Raw genomic sequence first — 16,434 nt, 5'->3', positions numbered from 1 at the left:
GAGGGAGCTATTGCCCCAATTCCTTGGCTTCCTGATATTTGAGTTCAAGAAAACGGTTCTGCGTCGCCAACTTGTCGAGATCGCCGCTGGCCAATGTCTCGCTCATCCGGCCGATTTCGGCGTCGATCACGGATAGCCCGTCGACCAGTTGCTTTTCCGGCACGCGACCGTTCCGCTCTTCACGCCGCAGCGGCTGGGGGATAGATTGATAGCCAGTGACCAGTTCGGGCAGATGATCGGCCAGCAGGCGGCGAATCTCCTGCGCGGCCGGTTCCTGATCGTTCAACCGCTCCAGTTGCGGCGCCAATATCTCCAGCTTCACGCCGATGCTGTCGACCAGGGTGATGGCGGGGGAGGGCAGGGCCTTGCGCTGGTTTTCCAGCCAGATTTCGGTCTTGAGCGGCAGGGCGGTCAGTTCGGTCGCGGCCAGCGCCTCCGTCTTCACCCGGCTTTTCGTCGGCATAAGCGCGATCAGCAGCAGCGCAGCAATCATCACGCCCAGCGCGATCATGACGCCGGTGGTGCCCAGCGGCAGCATGAACCCGGCCACCGCGCTGGCCAGCAGGATCGCCAGCACCGCCCAGAAGGCATATTTGACCTTGCGCATCAGCCCGGCATTGCGCCGCTGCCGCGCGCGCCTGGACAGGCTCTGCCCGCGATCGCTATGGCGGCGGAGCACGGCCTCGGCATCGGCCAGTACGCGGTCGGATCGGCTCACAAGCTTCTCTCCGGGAAGAGGGGGAGCATGTCTTTCACCCCTCGATCGCGCTCAGCAACGGATTGTCGGCGCGCACTTCCTTGGCGGCCTGCGCCTGTCCTTCGGCGCGGGCGATATAGCCCTTGGACTTTTCCACTTCGCCCGACAGGGTGTTCACCGTCGTCTTCATATTTTCCAGCGCCTTCAGCTTGAAAGCGTCGATATTGTCCATCGTGTCGTAGATATTCTGGAAGGCGCGCTGGAGCGTCTCGATCGGGATCGTGCTGCTGGCGGCCTGTTCGTGGATCTGCGCGGTCTGGCTTTTCAGCAATTCGCCGGTGCGATCGATCATGTTGGCGGTCGTGGTGTTGAGCGCGCTGATCTGTTCCAGCACCAGCCTTTGCCCGGCCAGCGCCTGCGCCACCGTCACCGCCGTGCGCAGCGCCGCGACGGTCGTGGTGCTGGCGCGATCGACGCCCTTGACCAGTTCGACATTATTCTTCTTGACCAGATCCAGCGCCAGATAGCCCTGCACCGTCACCGCCATCTGCGTCAGCAGATCCTGCGTGCGCTGGCGGATATAGAAGAGCGCACTTTCGCGGATCGCCTTGGCCTTGGTCGGGTCGGTCGAATCCAGTTCCAGCGCCTTGGCTTCCAGCCGCGCATCCATCGTCTTGCTGATATGGATCATCTGCTCCAACCGGCCCATGGTCTGCCACATATTCTGGCGTTCCACGTCGATCGCGGCATTGTCCTTGATGAGGACATCCTTACCGCTGGCCAGCGACCCCAGGATCGAATTGATATGGCCCTGCGCGCTCTTGTAGCCGTCGAAATAGTCGCGCATCTTGTTGCCGAACGGAATGATCCCGAACAGCTTCTTGGGCGCCAGCAGATTGCCGCGCTTGCCCGGATCGAGATCCTCTACCGTGCGGCGCAGTTCGGCCAGGTCCGCGCCGACCTTCGTATCGCTGTCCATGGCGCGCACGGGGCGATCGAGGAAGCGGTTGGAATGGCCCGCGGCCTCGGCGATTTCCTTGCGGCCCATATTGGTCAACTGGTCGACCCGCGCGCCGAATTCGGGCGAATTGGCGTCCTGCGCAACGAGGTCCGCAACGAAGGCGTCGACCTTCTCGTCCAGCTTCGACTTTTTCTCATCCTCGATAGGTACGAGGCCGGACGCCTTTTCGGGCGCGACCACCGGCACCGGATCGGGCGGGGTCAGGTTGAGCGCGTCAGCGGTAACGGTCGTGGTGGGCGCGGTCGTGGCCATATCGTCTCCCAACGGCATTGCGAACCAGCTGTCATATGTGACTATAACAGTGGCGGTTCAATGGCGAATATGGCCCGGTCCCGCGCCCGATGCAATCAGCGCGCGCCTTGCGCGTAATAGCGCTCCATGTCGAGCCGCATCTGGTGCAGCGCCTCCGGGTTCAGATAGACCATATGGCCAGCCGGATAATATTTGAACTGGAGGTTCTGGCGCAGCGCCGGCTCCAGCATCATGTGCTTCAAATCGCGCTCGGTCGAGAAGAAGGGCGTCGCCATATCGTACCAGCCGTTCAGGGACAGCACGCGCAGATGCGGGTTGGTGCGCATCGCGGCGGAAAGGTCGGCGGTCACGTCCGCGACATTCTGCTTGCCGCCTTCGGGGGGCGTATGGCTCCAGTCCCATTTGAAGTCGCCGCCTTCGCGCGCGCTCAGGCGATAGTTGAGGTCGGTCTTATAGCCGATCTGGCGCGTCACCTGATCCAGGAAACTGCCGACATAAAGGCCGGTAATGCCGGTGCTGGACGGATCAAATTCCGGTTCCTCGCCCGCCGCGTCGGCGTCGATCCCCTTGTAGCGGCTGTCGAAGCGGCCGATCGTCTCATGCCCGTCGCGCAGCAATTCCTTGCGGAAGCGGCTGAGGCTGACGCGCAGATTGGCGCGCTTGAGATAATCGACCGACAGGCCGGTGAAGCGGCTGAGTTGCTGGGCGATCGCGTCGGTTTCCTGAGGGGTGATGTCGGACCCTTTGAGCAGCGCGGTAGCATAGGGGCCGTTGGCGAAGACGCGCGATTCCTCGACGAACGCCTCCAGGCTTTCGGGACGGCCGCCCGGCACGCGGTTATGATACCAGGCGGTCGCGGCATAGCTGGGGATATAGCCGATATGGATCGTGTCGAAGCCCGACTGGCGCACGCCATAATTCATGATCGACGACAGCAGCACGACGCCGTTCAGCGCCAGGCCACGATCCTCCAGTTGATAGGCGAGCGCCCCGGACCGGGTCGTGCCATAGCTTTCGCCGAAAATATATTTGGGCGACGCCCAGCGGCCATTCTTGGTCGTGTAGCGGATGATCGCCTTGGCGAAGGCGTCCACATCGCCATCGACGCTGTAGAAGTCGGACGGCTTGGCGTCGCCCAGGATGCGCGAATAGCCCGAACCGATCGTGTCCAAAAACACCATGTCGGTGCTGCCGATCAGACTGTCATTGTTCGGGCCGACGTCGAACGGCGCGGGTTTCACCGCTTCGGGATTGCCGGTGCGCACATGTTCGGGTGCGAAGCTGCCCATGCGCAGCCACAGCGAGGAGGAGCCGGGGCCGCCATTATAGAGGAAGGTGACGGGGCGGTTCTTACCCGTCGCCGTATAGGCGGTGTAGAACATGCTCGCGACCGGCTTGCCCTTGTCATCGCGGATGGTGAGCGTGCCGGCGGTCTGGGTATAGGGGATGGCCTTCCCATCGACGCGCGCCGTACCCTTGCTGCTCTGCGTCACTTCTTCGACCGGGGCGCTGGCCCAGTTGGCTGCGACATCTTCGGCGACCTTGTCGGCATGTTGCTTCGCGGCGTCGGGCGCATCCTTCTGCGCGAAGGCGGGAGAGGCGAGAGCAATGAGCGAAGCGAAAGCGACGGTGGCGGCAGACCGCATGAGGGGTAAGCTCCTTGGCGACAGGCTATATTATTGGCGACGCGCGGCACCATAGGAATGTCGGCGCGAGGGGCAAGGGGATATTGCACTGATGTAAAGCAGGGCAAGCGGCGTTCACCGCCGCTTCGGTCGCGTGCTATCCTTGTCTACCGACCGATGTTCCGGCCGCCCTTGCCGCATCGCGTCATTTCCTGTAGGGGCGCGCCCGAAGCCTCTGCGTGACCTTGTGTCGGCGTGGACGAACCCATATCCCGAAGGCAAGACATGTCCCTGCGTAATATCGCGATCATCGCGCACGTCGATCACGGCAAAACCACCCTCGTCGATCAGCTTTTCCGCCAGTCCGGCACCTTTCGCGACAATCAGCGCGTCGAAGAGCGCGCGATGGACAGCAACGACCTTGAAAAAGAGCGCGGCATCACCATCCTGGCGAAGCCCACCTCGGTCGAGTGGGAGGGCACCCGCATCAACATCGTCGATACGCCCGGCCACGCCGACTTCGGCGGTGAAGTCGAGCGTATCCTCTCGATGGTCGACGGCGTCGTCCTGCTGGTCGATTCGTCGGAAGGCGCGATGCCGCAGACGAAGTTCGTGACCGGCAAGGCGCTGGCGCTGGGCCTCAAGCCCATCGTAGTCGTCAATAAAGTCGACCGTCCCGACGAGCGTATCCAGGAAGTGCTGGACGAAGTGTTCGACCTGTTCGTGTCGCTCGACGCGACCGACGAGCAACTCGACTTCCCCGTCCTCTACGCATCGGGCCGCAACGGCTATGCGAATGAAGATCCCACGCTGCGCGCGGGCACGCTCAAGCCGCTGTTCCAGAAGATCGTCGATCACGTTCCCGCGCCCGCCGTGGAAGTCGAAGGCGTGCCCTTCACCTTCCTGGTGACGTTGCTTGACCGTGACAATTTCCTGGGTCGCATCCTGACCGGCCGCGTGACCAGCGGTTCGGTGAAGGTGAACCAGGCGATCCATGCGCTCGACATGGACGGCAAGGTGATCGAAACCGGCCGTGCATCCAAGATCATGGCCTTTCATGGCCTGGACCGCGTGCCTGTCGAAGAAGCCAAGGCGGGCGACATCATCTCGCTCGCGGGCCTGGCCGTCGCGACCGTCGCCAACACGATCGCCGACACGTCGGTGACCGAACCGATCCAGGCCCAGCCGATCGATCCGCCGACGCTGTCGATGCGCTTTGCCGTGAACGATTCGCCCATGGCCGGCCGCGAAGGCACGAAGGTGACGAGCCGCATGATCCGCGATCGTCTGGCCCGCGAAGCTGAATCGAACGTCGCCGTGAAGGTGACCGAAAGCGCCGACAAGGACAGTTTCGAAGTCGCCGGCCGCGGTGAACTCCAGTTGGGCGTGCTGATCGAAACCATGCGCCGCGAAGGCTTTGAACTCTCCATCAGCCGCCCGCGCGTGCTGTTCGGCGAGGACGAGAATGGCGGCAAGACCGAGCCGTATGAAACCGTCATGATCGACGTGGACGATGAATTTTCCGGCACGGTCGTCGAGAAGATGAACATCCGCAAGGCGGAGATGACCGACATGCGTCCTTCGGGCGGCGGCAAGACCCGCATCACCTTCTCCGCGCCCTCGCGCGGCCTGATCGGCTATCATGGCGAATTCCTGTCCGACACGCGCGGCACCGGCATCATGAACCGCCTGTTCGAGAAGTACGGCCCGCACAAGGGCAATATCGAAGGCCGCAAGAATGGCGTCCTCATCTCCAACGGCGCGGGCGAAGCCAATGCCTATGCGCTGGGTCCGCTCGAAGAACGCGGCATCCTGATGGTCGGCGTGGGCGAAGCGCTCTATGAAGGCATGATCATCGGCCAGAACGCCAAGCCGGACGATCTGGAAGTCAACCCGATGAAGAGCAAGGCGCTCACCAACTTCCGCGCATCGGGCAAGGACGACGCCGTCCGCCTGACCCCGCCCTGGAAGCTGACGCTGGAGCAGGCGATCGCCTATATCGACGATGATGAACTGGTCGAAGTGACGCCCAAGACCATCCGTCTGCGCAAGCGCTACCTCGATCCGAACGAGCGCAAGCGCATGAGCCGTTCGAAGGCGGCGTAAGTCATCCAGTTCCTTCCCGGCACGGGGAGGTGGCGGGCCGAAGGCCCGGCGGAGGGGGCGGGCGGCAACGCACCGCCCCCCAATCAATTTACAGGAGTCTGCATATGGCCGACCTCTATCTCAAGGCGCTGACATCAGAGCGCCGGGCTCTCTGGGCCGAATGTCGCCTGAAAGGACTGGCCAAGGACACGGCACAGCGCCAGCGCATCGTCGAAATCGACGCGCTGCTCGCGGCGCATAAGGCCAAGCAGGGCGGCGCGAAACCGGGCGCCTGAGTCGGCGACGGACCGTCACCGTCCATCCGCATTGCGTCTTCGCGTCCTATCGTGTCACTTTGGGGTCGGTGCAAACCGAATCGCAACCTTAAATGGTGAATGATGATGTGGGTGGCTGAGCCTTCCCGTCCGGTCGTTCGTTGAACCGGCAGGCGGCTCACGCAGGAGGAATGATGAAGTGGCGGAAACCCTTCCGGCCTTGAGCGAGGGGGAAAAGCAGTGTCTGCGTCTGGTGGCGCAGGGCTTCAATTCCAAGGAAATCGCGCGCCAACTGCATGTGTCGGAGCATACGGTTGATCAGCGCGTGCGCACCAGCCTGCGCAAGTTCGGCGTGCCTTCGCGCAAGGAAGCCGCTCGCCTGTTTATTTCGGTTGAGCAACTATCGCCCCAAAGTGACACATATCAGCCCCTGATATATCAATCGGAGCGGCTTGCCTCCGATCCCGAACCTGGGTCATCCCTTGCTCAGCCGGACAGGCTGGATGAGCAGACGAAGCACAAAACGCTTCTGCGCCGCATCCTCGCCTTCGGCCCGCCGCTAGGGGGATCGACCAATGAACTGAGTATCGATGGCCGCATATTGGCGATGATCCGGGCCGCTGTGCTGACCGGAGTCGGTGTCGTCGCTTTGCTGCTGCTCATTCGCGGGGCCTTTACGGTCCTGGGCTGATCTGTCCCAAATCGCCATGCTGAAAGACGTACCGCTCTGTGAAAAGGGTGTCGTGCGAAGGAGATGACTTGTGCTCAACCTCGATTCCATCAAGACCCAGGCCGTCGCCGATCAGACCCGCCAGGCTTTTGCCGCGCTGGATAATGCGCTGGTCGATGCCGCGCAGTTGACCACCGCCTTCCTCACCGCGTCGCAGGGATCGGGGCTGACCGCCAGCGAGAGCCAGCGCATCCTCAAGCAGATCCACGACAGCGCGACCAAGATCATCGAAGGCCGCAGCGACATGGTCCGCGCCACCGCGCTGCTGACCCGCTGCATCGAACGCAGCCAGCACGAAGTGACGGCCTTTGGCTGCCCCATCGGCCTGGAGCTCGAACAGCGCGAAACCGCGCGTCACCTGACCCTGGTCGCCTGATCGGGGCGAAAGCCGTCGGCATCCGCATGACCATTGCCCTCCCTCTCAATCGGAAATGCAGATGCTGGCGGCTTTCTTCTGGCTCTTGATGCTGATGACCTGCGCCTTCGCCGTCTGTTTCGGCGGGCGCGAAGGGCGACTGCTGGTCGTGATTTCGGTCACGGCCGCGCTGCTCAGCATCCCTGCGCAACTCGCCGGGTCATGGCACGCCACTCAATATTGGCTTCTGATCGTGGATGTGGCGACCTTTGCGGCGCTGCTATGGCTGATGCTGGGCAGCAACCGCTATTGGCCGATCTGGGTCGCTGCCTGCCAATTGATGACGGTGCTGACCCATGTTGTCACCCTGTTGCGCCCCGATTTCCCGGACATGATCTATGCGGGCCTCAGCACGGTCTGGGTGATCCCGCTGATGCTGTTCGCCATCATCGGCATCGAACTCGACCGGAAGGCGTCGCATGACCGTGCATATCCCGCCTGACCGCCACATGCCCAGCCAGGAAGCGGTCGACCTGGTGGTCGCGCTGCAACGATGCCTGACCAATTTTCACGCGCGGCAGGAAGAGCCCGCGATACTGGACGGCGAGGGGAGCGACCAACGCCCCGCGCTGGCTCGCTATGTCGAAGCGCGGCGGATGCGGTCGATGCTGTTTGGGCATGACCTGTTCGCCGATCCGGCCTGGGACATATTGCTGCTGCTTTATCAGGCGGAACTGGAAGGCGGCGGGCTGACGCTGGAGCAGATGAGCGAAACGCTGCGCCTGTCGCTCAGCGTCGTCGTCGGTCAGGTCGGTGTGATGGAACGGCGCGGCCTGCTGGCTGAACATCGCAGTTCGCCCAGCAGCCGGCGTCGCCGCGCGATCCGCCTGTCGCCATTGGCGGTGGACGCCATGGCGTCCTGGGTCTCGCTCGCCTTCGAAAGCGGCGACTGATCGGCGATCTCTCCGGGGTTTCAGCGGTCCAGCGGCAGAGTGATGCTGGCCCGCAAACCGCTGGGGTTGCTGGCCCCGGCGCGGTTGGCGAAGGCCAGGGTGCCGCCATGGCCGTCCGCGATCCGCCGGGCGATGGACAGGCCCAGGCCTACGCCGCCCGTTTCCCGGTTGCGGGACGCCTCGCCGCGATAAAAGGGCTCGCACAGCCGCTCGATCGCCGCGTCCGGCACGCCCGGCCCGTCATCCTCGACCGCCACCGTGACGCGCCCGTTCGTCACGGTCATCGCGATCCGCGCCGATCCGCCATAGCGCACCGCATTTTCGACCAGATTGGCGATGCAGCGCCGCAGCGCCACCGCGTCGCCGCGCACCACCGCGCGGCTGCTGTGCGTCACCGCCACATCCTGCCCCATATCGGCCAGATCGTCGGCCAGCGTCTCGACTATGGCCGACAGGTCGACCCGCACCTGCGCCGCGCCCTCGCCCTGACCACGCATGAAATCCAGCAGGTCGGTAACCATCGCGCGCATTTCCTGCACATCCGCCTGCGCTTTGGCGCGCGGCCCGTCGGGCAGCGCCTCCAGCCGGAAGGACAGGCGGGTCATGGGCGTGCGCAGATCGTGCGCGATCGCGACCAGCATCGCCGTGCGCTCGTTCAGATAATCGGCGATCCGCGCGCGCATATGATTATAGGCCGCGCCCACCGCGCGCACCTCCGGCGGGCCGGTCAGCGGCAGGGGGTCGGCGCGTTCGGGCCGTTCGGTCGCCGCGCCGTCGGCCAGTCGCCGGATCGGTTGGGTAATGCGCCGCGCCACCCAATAGGCCGGCAGCAGAAGCAGGATGAAAATGCCCGCCATCAGCGACAGGGTGATGGCGTACCAGCGCCCATTGGCCCCCTGCCGCGCCTGAACCACCTGCCAGCCGTCGGCCGTGCGCCGCGCCAACAGGAAGGCGCGGTGCAGCATCGTCCCGTCCGGGCCGAAGCTTGGCCCGGAACCGGGCACGGGCCAAGCCTTCCGATCGGGATCGGCCATCCGCATCGGCGGTAATTCACGCACCAGGCGGACGTCAGCCGGGCGCGCGCCCAGCAGCGTAGCGACTTGCGCCGCAGCGCGCCGGTCCTCCATCTGTCCCGGTTCGGCCAGTGGGGCGGGATCGGACCGATAGCGCGCCACCGTCCAACTGCCCGCCGGGGCGGCGGCGCCCTGCAACAAGGCGGCGGCCTCGCCCAGCATCATCGGGCGGCTGTGCGGCGGCGGCCCGCGAAAGGCGACCAGCATCATCGCCCCCAGCGCCAGCAGCAGGGTCGCGGCGACCAGCGCGACGATGCGGGTCAGGATCGACGGGTTCAGGCGGCCCAGGCGCGGGTTCACGCCGGACGGACCTCGGCGGTGAACATATAGCCTTCGTTGCGGATGGTGCGGACCAGTTCGTCCGCACCCTCGGTCCGCGCGCTACGCTCCAGCTTGCGCCGCAGCCGGCTGACCTGCACGTCGATCGCCCGGTCATAGCTCTCGCTGTCATTGCCCGCCGAATAATCGAGCAACTGGTCGCGGCTCAGCACCCGGCGGGGATGGTCGATGAAGGCGCGCAGTAGCCGGAACTCGCCATCGGTCAGGGTGACGACGACATTGTCGGGATCGGTCAGCAGCCGCCCGGTCATATCCACATGCCAGCCGGCGAAGCGCAGCTTCCGGCCGCTCGGTTCGGCCGTCTCCGCCACCTGTCGCCGATGGCGGCGCAGCACGGTCCGGACGCGGGCGAGCAACTCGCGTGGGTTGCACGGCTTGGGGAGATAATCCTCCGCCCCCATTTCCAACCCGACGATCCGGTCGATGTCGCTGCCGATCGCCGACAACATGATGACCGGCAGGCCGCCGCGCGCGGACAGCCGCCGCAGGATCGACAGCCCGTCCTCGCCCGGCATCATCACGTCGAGCACCGCGATATCGAAATCCTGCGCCGCCAGCACATGATCCATGGCGGCACCGTCGGCCACCGCGGTCACGGCAAAGCCATGCTGCTTCAGAAAATCCGACAGCAGCGTGCGGATGTCCGCATCGTCGTCTACCACCAATATGCGCGAACCATCCATGGGCGCCAGCATATCGGCGGAATGCGCCTCCTGCAAAGTCATCTGCACGCTGATCCGATCAAATCGCCAGGCCGACCGTCACCGCGCCGGTATAGCCGTTGGTGATGTCGCCGGTCATCGTCGGCGTCATCGCCGTCACCTGCGCCGACGTATTGTCGCCGAACACATTGTCGCTGCTGGTCGATATGCTGGCGAAATTGCTCGTGCTGCTGGTATAGCCGCTGGTGGCGTAGACCGTGGTGCAGGCGTCGGCCGGCATGGCGAATTGCGACGTCAGCACGCGATTGGCGTAGCTGGTGGCGCGCGCCAGGCTCGGATAGACCTCGAAATGGATATGCGGGTAGCGGCCGGAATAGCAGCCGGGGAAGATGCTGGTGAAGGTTACCTGCCCGTTGGCGTCGGTCACGCCCACGCCGCGCAGATAATTTTCGCCCGGCACGGTGTAGAGCGAATAGAGCCCGTCGCGGGTGCAGTGCCAGATATAGACGGCATAGCCTTCCAGCGCGGCGCAGCTGCTGTTGACGTTCACGACCGTGATGGTCAGTGTCATGGTGATACCCGCCGCGGTGCCGCTCGACGATCCGAAGCTCGACCGGATGTCGGTGCGCACGATGCCCGTGTCGTCCAGCACATTGACCACGCTGCCGTTGCTGCTGTTGGACCCGTCGGCCGGATAGGGACCGTTGGTTTCGGTCGGATCGGCGATGCAGGTGCCGGTGGGTGTCGGGGTGGGTGTCGGCGTCGGGGTTGGTGTGGGCGTAGGCGTGGGGGTGGGCGTCGAGGTCGATCCGCTCGACGATCCCGATCCGCCGCCACAGGCGCCGATCAGCGCCGCGCCGCTCGCGGAAAACAGCAGCCGCAAGGTGCGCCGCCGCCCGATGCTCTCTCGCGCCAGCGCGCGCATCTGTTCCAGGTCGTGCATCAACCCATGGTCGTGCGCGTCGTCATGTCCAGCCATCTACCCTATCCCTCTTGTCTTGTTGCTCAAAGACCCTCGGAATCGTCCCTAATGGCGGCATGTCTCCGGCCGATTGCCCAATGTAGCGGCTTTGTAGCCATCAAACGCTCTGGCCACCCCGCGACATGGCCCATATAGTCGCGCAGGTTTGTCCTTCCCACGCGAAAGCGCTTCATGCATCTTCTCATCGGCCTAGCCGGCATTCTCCTGATCCTCGCCATCGCTTTCGCTCTTTCGTCGGATCGTCGCGCCATCCGTCCGCGCGTCGTCGGCGCAGCGTTCCTGCTGCAGGCGGGGATCGCCATTCTGGTCCTCTATGTCCCGGCGGGGCGCGCCATCATTGGCGGCATGTCCAGGGGCGTGGCCAATTTGCTCAGCTATGCGCAGGCGGGGACGGACTTCATCTTCGGCCCGCTGGCCAAGCCTGAAATCGGCGGGGCCAGCTTCGCCATCGCCGCGCTGCCGGTCATCATCTTCTTCGCCAGCCTGGTGTCGATCCTCTATTATCTGGGGATCATGCAGTTCATCGTCCGCTGGGTCGGCGGCGCGATCGAATGGGTGACGGGCGTGTCGAAGGTGGAAAGCCTGTGCGCGGCCGCCAACATCTTCGTCGGGCAGAGCGAAAGCCCGCTCGTCATCCGTCCCTATCTGGCCGGCCTCACCCCGCCGCAACTGTTCGCGGTGATGACCAGCGGCATGGCGGGCGTGGCGGGCACCATATTGGCCGCCTATGCCTCGATGGGGATCAAGATCGACTATCTGCTCGCGGCCAGCTTCATGGCGGCTCCCGGCGGCCTGTTGATGGCCAAGATCATGATGCCCGACCCGCGCGCGCCGGTGCAGGGCGAATTGCCGCTGGGCGACCATCCCGACCTGCTGCTGCCCGAAACCCGGATCAGCGGCGCCGGCCCCGCCGCCTTGCTGCCAGAAGGCACGCCGGGCGAACCCATGCCGCAGGCCAGCCATGATGAGGAAAAGCCCGCCAACCTGATTATGGCCGCGGCGCAGGGTGCGCAGACAGGTGTCAAACTCGCCGTCGCGGTCGGCGCCATGGTGCTGGCCTTTGTCGCGCTGGTGGCGCTGGCCAACGGCATATTGGGCGGCATCGGGGCGTGGTTCGGCTATCCGACCCTCAGCTTCCAGATGCTGCTGGGCTATGTGTTCCAGCCGGTCATGTATCTGCTCAACATCCCCTGGGCCGAAGCGCAGGTGGCGGGCGGCCTGTTCGGGACCAAAGTCGTGCTCAACGAATTTGTCGCCTATATCAATCTGGGCCAGGTGCAGGGCGCGCTGTCGCCCGCGACCATCGCCATCATCACCTTCGCGCTGTGCGGTTTCGCCAATTTCAGTTCGATCGCGATCCAGATGGCGGTGACCGGCAACCTCGCCCCCAACCAGCGGCCGATGATCGCGAAGCTGGGGTTGAAGGCGCTGGTCGCCGGCAGCCTCGCCAATCTGATGAGCGCGGCGCTGGCGGGCCTGATGCTTAGCCTGTAATGTCGATCAGGTCGGCTCCGTAACGGAAACGCTACCATCGTCCCTGCAAATCGGTTATGGTTAACCCATGGGGGCAAAAGATTTTTTCATGGTCGCTCTGGCGGCCCTAGGCTGGTCGGGCGTCGGGTCCGCGCAGGGGCCTGCAACGCAGGCCAGGATGCTGGCGCCCAAGCCCGGCGTGTTGGAAACCTACAAGGACTGGACCATCGGCTGCGACAATCGCAACCGATGCGAAACCGTGTCCCTGCTAGCCGAGGGTGCGGATTGGCCGGACAGTCCGGTGATGGTCGGGGTGGTCCGCGACGCCGGGCCTGATGCCGCCACCGAAGTCTGGGTCAGCCGCGACACCAATAGCGGCGGCGAGATCAGCTTTCATGTCGATGGGCGCCGGATCGCCAGCGCCATGAGTCGCGACGGCGACGCTACCATAAGAGGGCCGCAGGCCGCCGCGCTGGCCATCGCCATGGCGCGCGGCAACGTGCTGGAACTGCGCATGGGCAATCGCGCGATCGGCAAGCCGTCGCTGGCCGGGTCCGGCGCGGCCCTGCGCTATATGGATGCGCGGCAGGGGAGGGCCGGGACCAGCACCGCACTGGTCGTCACCGGCCCGCTCGGCCCGCTCGCCGTGCGCGCTGCGCCTGCCGCACCGATCATCAAGCGCGCACCCTTGCCCGGTGCGACCGCACCCGCCGCGCTGTGGCGGGAGGAACTGACCGCGCTCGGCAAATTCACCCGCTGCACCGACGAGATGAAGGGCGCGGAGCCGCCGCAACTCTATCGCCTGTCGCGCACCGAAACGCTGATCCTCGTCCCCTGCGGCAGCGGCGCCTATAATTTCACCTCGGTCCCGGTCATCGCCACCGGCATCGCCGGCCGGCGCGCTTTCCGCCTCGCCAGCTTCGACTATAAACCAGGCTGGAGCGAGGAGGAGGCCCGGCCAATGCTGGTCAATGTCGGCTGGACCGCCGACAAGCTGCGGCTCGACAGCTTCGCCAAGGGGCGCGGCATCGGCGATTGCGGCGGCAGCGAAGCCTATGTCTGGGACGGCGCCCGCTTCCGCCTGATCGAAGCCACCAGCATGGGCGAATGCCGCGGCGCCTGGCACTGGATCAGGACATGGTCGGCGCAGGTGACGGAATAGTTTCACGGCAAAGCGCAGCTTGCGGCGGCCATCCCACGCAACCGCCGCGCCGCGCTTTGCAATGGAATTGGAACGATAGGCGGCCATATTGGCGCCATGATCCAAGCGTTACTCCAATCCACCGCCGCGACTGCCGCATCCACCCTGCCGAACCCGGTCCGCGCGGTGATCTTCGATATGGACGGCACCCTGCTCGATACCGAGGCGGCGCATCGGCGCGCCTTTGCCGAAACGGGCGAAGCGATCGGCTGGCCGATGGCGGATGACCTGTTGCTGTCGATGGTCGGCATCCACCGCGACGAAAATCAGCGGATGTTGGCGGCGCATCTGGGGCCGGACTTTCCGCTCGCTCGCTTCTACGCCGACAGCGACGCGCTGTTCGAGGCCGCTGTTGACGCCGGCATCCTGCTGCGCCCCGGCGCGCGCCTGCTGCTCGATCATCCGGCGCAGGCGGGCGTCCCGATGGCGCTCGCCACGTCGACCGCCGCACCCTATGCGCAGCAACGGCTGGAGAAGAGCGGCCTGCTCCATTATTTTGACGTGGTGGTGACGCGCAGCGATGTCGACCAGCCTAAGCCGCACGCGGAACCCTATCTGCTGGCGGCGCGTCTGCTGCGGATCGATCCGGCGGACTGCGTTGCGGTCGAGGACAGCCATGTTGGCGTCCGCTCCGCCATGGCGGCGGGCATCGCGACGGTGATGGTGCCCGACCTGCTGCCCCCGACCGAGGAACTGGTCCTCGCCTGCGCGCAGATATTGCCCAGCCTCACCGACCTGCGCGACCTGTTGCTGGCGACGCAATAGGATGATGGGGCGACAAGCCCCTCTAGCCCGTCAATTCTTGCGTTGGGGCACCGTGAATGTGCCCGACACGCGCCCGCTGGGGCTGGTCGCGGCGCCGGGCACGCCGCCCGACGATCGACCGTCGACAGTCGATCGGCCGCTGTTGAGGTCCATGACCAGACGCCCGCCGCTCAGGCGGTTCGACCCCTGCGTCAGCGTGACATTGCCCAACATGGTGATGAGTTTGCTGTTGAGGTCGTAAATGGCCACGTTGCCGCGCGCAGTCTGATCCGCCTTGGTCACCACGACGTTGCCCGATGCGTCGATCCGGTCGATGTCCACGCCATTGGATCCGCCGCTCGGCTGCTTGCTATAGGCGACCGTCATGCGCGCGGCGTTCAGCGTCATGCCGGCCTGCGTCACCACGACATTACCCGATACCACGACGCGATCGGCGCGGTCCTGCACCTCGATCCGATCGGCGTTGAAATTGACGGGCGCATTGCTGTCATGATTTCTGAACACCTGCGCGAAGGAAGGGGCGCTCGCGCCGGCGAACATCATCGCGGCGGCGCCCACCAAGCCGGTCGAGAGCAGGATCAGGGTGCGTGTCATCAGTTTCGCCCTTTGAGGCCATTTTGTTCGATACGCAAGCTTGCCCGGCCATTCAATGTCACCGTGCGCGCGCCCATGTCCGCTTCCAGATGGTCGCCACTGAAGGTGCCGATCGGGATGCGCCCGTCCACGCGGCCCGCGCTGCGCATCCGCCGGGTCTTGAGGTCGATGCCGACGTCGCGGGTGGTCAGGCGATATCCGCCTGCAGCCTCGAACTGCACCGGCCCTTCGATGCCGACCCGCTCGGTATCCATGTCATATCGCCCCTTCTGCGCGGTCAGGACGGCGGGGCCGTCCGACAGCAGGATGCGCGCCGACATGCTGTTGAGGTCCACGATCGGTTCGCGCGAGCTTTTTTGCACCGCAGAGCCAGCGCGCAGCGAGAAGGGCTGGCCCTTGCTGTCCTCGCCGCGATAGAGCGCCTCGGTCAGCCGCATCCGGTCCTTAGCCACCTCGACCTTGTTCTTGTCGAGCACGAAGCTGACCTTGTCGCCGCCGGTGAAGGGCGCGGTCGCCAGCAGCGCGGCCAGCACGCCGACCGCGACCGGCAGCCAGTTTTTGAGCAGCGCGACCAGCCGGTCGTGACTACCGCCCGGCTGCGCCCATAGGCGGCGGACATCGCGTTGCTGATCGGCCTGGACGGACATGGTTGGACCTTTCAGCCTGCGTCACATATGTGAGAAGATGTCGATTTCCGGCCATCCGGCCAGGTCGAGTTCGGCGCGATGGGGCAGGAAGTCGAAACAGGCCTGGGCCAGTTCCATCCGTCCTTCGCGGATCAGGCGCTTGTCCAGTTCGGCTTTCAGCGCATGGAGGTAGCGCACGTCCGAGGCGGCATAATCCTTCTGCGCGTCGGACAGGACGGGGCCGCCCCAGTCGCTCGACTGCTGCTGCTTGCTGATGTCCTGGCCCAGCAGTTCGCGGACCAGTTCCTTCAGGCCATGGCGGTCGGTATAGGTGCGGATCAGGCGCGAAGCGATCTTGGTGCAATAGACGGGCGCGGCGACCACGCCCATATAATATTTGATCGCTGCCAGATCGAACCGGCCGAAATGATAGAGTTTCAGCCGCTCAGGATCGGCCAGCACGGCGCGCAGGTTGGGCGCGGCGTAATTGCTGCCGGGCTTGAAGCGGACGAGATGCTCGTCGCCCTTGCCATCGCTGATCTGGACCACGCACAGGCGGTCGCGCGGGGTGATCAGCCCCATGGTTTCGGTGTCGATGGCGATCGGGCCGGGGGCGAGCACGCCAGCGGGCAGATCTTCTTCATGGAAATGGACGGTCATGCTCTTCCCTTATGGCGAAACAGAGCCGACCGCAATCAAGGCTTTGCCGGGCCGGATCTTCGCGAC

The 16,434-nt window shown here is 64.9% G+C and carries 18 protein-coding genes; 9 read left to right on the top strand and 9 right to left on the bottom strand.

The features are described 5' to 3' along the window. Window positions 1-7: 7 nt before the first annotated feature. The 3 genes from V473_RS13370 to V473_RS13360 form a co-directional block, all read right to left on the bottom strand. Entirely contained in the window at window positions 8-718 is a 711-nt protein-coding gene (locus V473_RS13370; RefSeq protein WP_066605869.1) for a hypothetical protein, read from the bottom strand. Window positions 719-752: 34 nt separating this feature from the next. Next, on the bottom strand, window positions 753-1,970 hold the full coding sequence (locus V473_RS13365) for a toxic anion resistance protein (RefSeq protein ID WP_066605867.1): 1,218 nt from the start codon (window positions 1,968-1,970) through the stop codon (window positions 753-755). Window positions 1,971-2,065: 95 nt separating this feature from the next. Next, complete coding sequence (locus V473_RS13360; RefSeq protein ID WP_066605864.1) at window positions 2,066-3,616, bottom strand: S10 family peptidase; 1,551 nt, start codon at window positions 3,614-3,616, stop codon at window positions 2,066-2,068. A gap of 264 nt (window positions 3,617-3,880) precedes the next feature. Between V473_RS13360 and typA the strand changes: the two genes are divergently transcribed. The 6 genes from typA to V473_RS13335 all read left to right on the top strand — a co-directional run bounded on the left by typA (window position 3,881) and on the right by V473_RS13335 (window position 7,993). Beyond that, the gene (typA, locus tag V473_RS13355) at window positions 3,881-5,701 is read left to right on the top strand and encodes a translational GTPase TypA (protein WP_066605859.1); all 1,821 of its coding nucleotides are present in this window, start codon (window positions 3,881-3,883) and stop codon (window positions 5,699-5,701) included. Window positions 5,702-5,805: 104 nt separating this feature from the next. Further along, a complete protein-coding gene (locus tag V473_RS24100; RefSeq protein ID WP_165363575.1) occupies window positions 5,806-5,976 on the top strand; it encodes a hypothetical protein in 171 nt (56 codons plus the stop codon). Between the two features lie 178 nt (window positions 5,977-6,154). Beyond that, window positions 6,155-6,646 (top strand): helix-turn-helix domain-containing protein, encoded by a 492-nt coding sequence (locus V473_RS13350; RefSeq protein ID WP_066605856.1) that lies wholly within the window; start codon window positions 6,155-6,157, stop codon window positions 6,644-6,646. 70 nt (window positions 6,647-6,716) lie between these two features. Further along, on the top strand, window positions 6,717-7,061 hold the full coding sequence (locus V473_RS13345) for a hypothetical protein (protein ID WP_066605854.1): 345 nt from the start codon (window positions 6,717-6,719) through the stop codon (window positions 7,059-7,061). Window positions 7,062-7,122: 61 nt separating this feature from the next. Beyond that, window positions 7,123-7,542, top strand: a complete 420-nt coding sequence (locus tag V473_RS13340; protein WP_066607378.1) for a hypothetical protein — start codon at window positions 7,123-7,125, stop codon at window positions 7,540-7,542. Beyond that, window positions 7,520-7,993 carry a MarR family transcriptional regulator gene (locus V473_RS13335; RefSeq protein ID WP_066605852.1) on the top strand — a complete coding sequence of 158 codons (474 nt, stop codon included), beginning with the start codon at window positions 7,520-7,522 and terminating at the stop codon, window positions 7,991-7,993. The genes V473_RS13340 and V473_RS13335 overlap by 23 nt, the downstream gene beginning before the upstream one ends. Window positions 7,994-8,013: 20 nt before the next feature. Here the strand turns inward: V473_RS13335 and V473_RS13330 are convergent, their stop codons facing one another. From V473_RS13330 to V473_RS13320, 3 genes are read right to left on the bottom strand one after another with little or no spacing between them, the layout of a single operon-like run. Further along, a complete protein-coding gene (locus V473_RS13330; RefSeq protein WP_066605849.1) occupies window positions 8,014-9,366 on the bottom strand; it encodes an ATP-binding protein in 1,353 nt (450 codons plus the stop codon). Beyond that, window positions 9,363-10,130, bottom strand: coding sequence for a response regulator (locus tag V473_RS13325; RefSeq protein WP_066605845.1), 768 nt, complete (start codon window positions 10,128-10,130; stop codon window positions 9,363-9,365). Before V473_RS13325 ends, V473_RS13330 begins: the two co-directional genes overlap by 4 nt. A gap of 16 nt (window positions 10,131-10,146) precedes the next feature. After that, complete coding sequence (locus V473_RS13320; RefSeq protein WP_066605842.1) at window positions 10,147-11,046, bottom strand: intradiol ring-cleavage dioxygenase; 900 nt, start codon at window positions 11,044-11,046, stop codon at window positions 10,147-10,149. A 174-nt stretch (window positions 11,047-11,220) separates the two neighbouring features. Here V473_RS13320 and V473_RS13315 point away from each other — a divergent pair, with 174 nt between their 5' ends. The 3 genes from V473_RS13315 (at window position 11,221) to V473_RS13305 (ending at window position 14,488) form a co-directional block, all read left to right on the top strand. Then, window positions 11,221-12,543: a NupC/NupG family nucleoside CNT transporter gene (locus V473_RS13315; protein ID WP_066605839.1), complete on the top strand. Its 1,323-nt coding sequence runs from the start codon at window positions 11,221-11,223 to the stop codon at window positions 12,541-12,543. Window positions 12,544-12,610: 67 nt separating this feature from the next. Then, on the top strand, window positions 12,611-13,684 hold the full coding sequence (locus V473_RS13310; protein WP_066605837.1) for a DUF1176 domain-containing protein: 1,074 nt from the start codon (window positions 12,611-12,613) through the stop codon (window positions 13,682-13,684). A gap of 96 nt (window positions 13,685-13,780) precedes the next feature. Next, complete coding sequence (locus V473_RS13305) at window positions 13,781-14,488, top strand: HAD family hydrolase (RefSeq protein ID WP_066605835.1); 708 nt, start codon at window positions 13,781-13,783, stop codon at window positions 14,486-14,488. Between the two features lie 30 nt (window positions 14,489-14,518). On the opposite strand, the gene V473_RS13300 is transcribed toward V473_RS13305, so the two are convergent. From V473_RS13300 to V473_RS13290, 3 genes are read right to left on the bottom strand one after another with little or no spacing between them, the layout of a single operon-like run. Then, window positions 14,519-15,082, bottom strand: coding sequence for an LptA/OstA family protein (locus V473_RS13300; RefSeq protein ID WP_066605832.1), 564 nt, complete (start codon window positions 15,080-15,082; stop codon window positions 14,519-14,521). After that, window positions 15,082-15,729 carry an LPS export ABC transporter periplasmic protein LptC gene (locus V473_RS13295; RefSeq protein WP_066605830.1) on the bottom strand — a complete coding sequence of 216 codons (648 nt, stop codon included), beginning with the start codon at window positions 15,727-15,729 and terminating at the stop codon, window positions 15,082-15,084. The genes V473_RS13300 and V473_RS13295 overlap by 1 nt, the downstream gene beginning before the upstream one ends. A gap of 21 nt (window positions 15,730-15,750) precedes the next feature. Next, on the bottom strand, window positions 15,751-16,368 hold the full coding sequence (locus V473_RS13290; protein ID WP_066605827.1) for a ribonuclease D: 618 nt from the start codon (window positions 16,366-16,368) through the stop codon (window positions 15,751-15,753). Window positions 16,369-16,434: the final 66 nt, after the last annotated feature.

Origin of the sequence: Sphingobium cupriresistens LL01, assembly GCF_001046645.1 — a bacterium.
Classification (GTDB): domain Bacteria; phylum Pseudomonadota; class Alphaproteobacteria; order Sphingomonadales; family Sphingomonadaceae; genus Sphingobium; species Sphingobium cupriresistens.
Note: the sequence above shows the minus strand (reverse complement) of the source record. Positions and strands in the feature narration are given on the sequence as shown.

Excerpts from the sequence above, each read along its gene's own strand:
- V473_RS13335 (WP_066605852.1), top strand. The coding sequence starts at position 7,520 with ATGACCGTGCATATCCCGCCTGACCGCCACATGCCCAGCCAGGAAGCG.
- V473_RS13300 (WP_066605832.1), bottom strand. The coding sequence starts at position 15,082 with ATGACACGCACCCTGATCCTGCTCTCGACCGGCTTGGTGGGCGCCGCC.
- V473_RS13295 (WP_066605830.1), bottom strand. The coding sequence starts at position 15,729 with ATGTCCGTCCAGGCCGATCAGCAACGCGATGTCCGCCGCCTATGGGCG.
- V473_RS13320 (WP_066605842.1), bottom strand. The coding sequence starts at position 11,046 with ATGGCTGGACATGACGACGCGCACGACCATGGGTTGATGCACGACCTG.
- V473_RS13290 (WP_066605827.1), bottom strand. The coding sequence starts at position 16,368 with ATGACCGTCCATTTCCATGAAGAAGATCTGCCCGCTGGCGTGCTCGCC.
- V473_RS13360 (WP_066605864.1), bottom strand. The coding sequence starts at position 3,616 with ATGCGGTCTGCCGCCACCGTCGCTTTCGCTTCGCTCATTGCTCTCGCC.
- V473_RS24100 (WP_165363575.1), top strand. The coding sequence starts at position 5,806 with ATGGCCGACCTCTATCTCAAGGCGCTGACATCAGAGCGCCGGGCTCTC.
- V473_RS13310 (WP_066605837.1), top strand. The coding sequence starts at position 12,611 with ATGGGGGCAAAAGATTTTTTCATGGTCGCTCTGGCGGCCCTAGGCTGG.
- V473_RS13325 (WP_066605845.1), bottom strand. The coding sequence starts at position 10,130 with ATGACTTTGCAGGAGGCGCATTCCGCCGATATGCTGGCGCCCATGGAT.
- V473_RS13340 (WP_066607378.1), top strand. The coding sequence starts at position 7,123 with ATGCTGGCGGCTTTCTTCTGGCTCTTGATGCTGATGACCTGCGCCTTC.
- V473_RS13315 (WP_066605839.1), top strand. The coding sequence starts at position 11,221 with ATGCATCTTCTCATCGGCCTAGCCGGCATTCTCCTGATCCTCGCCATC.
- V473_RS13365 (WP_066605867.1), bottom strand. The coding sequence starts at position 1,970 with ATGGCCACGACCGCGCCCACCACGACCGTTACCGCTGACGCGCTCAAC.
- typA (WP_066605859.1), top strand. The coding sequence starts at position 3,881 with ATGTCCCTGCGTAATATCGCGATCATCGCGCACGTCGATCACGGCAAA.
- V473_RS13305 (WP_066605835.1), top strand. The coding sequence starts at position 13,781 with ATGATCCAAGCGTTACTCCAATCCACCGCCGCGACTGCCGCATCCACC.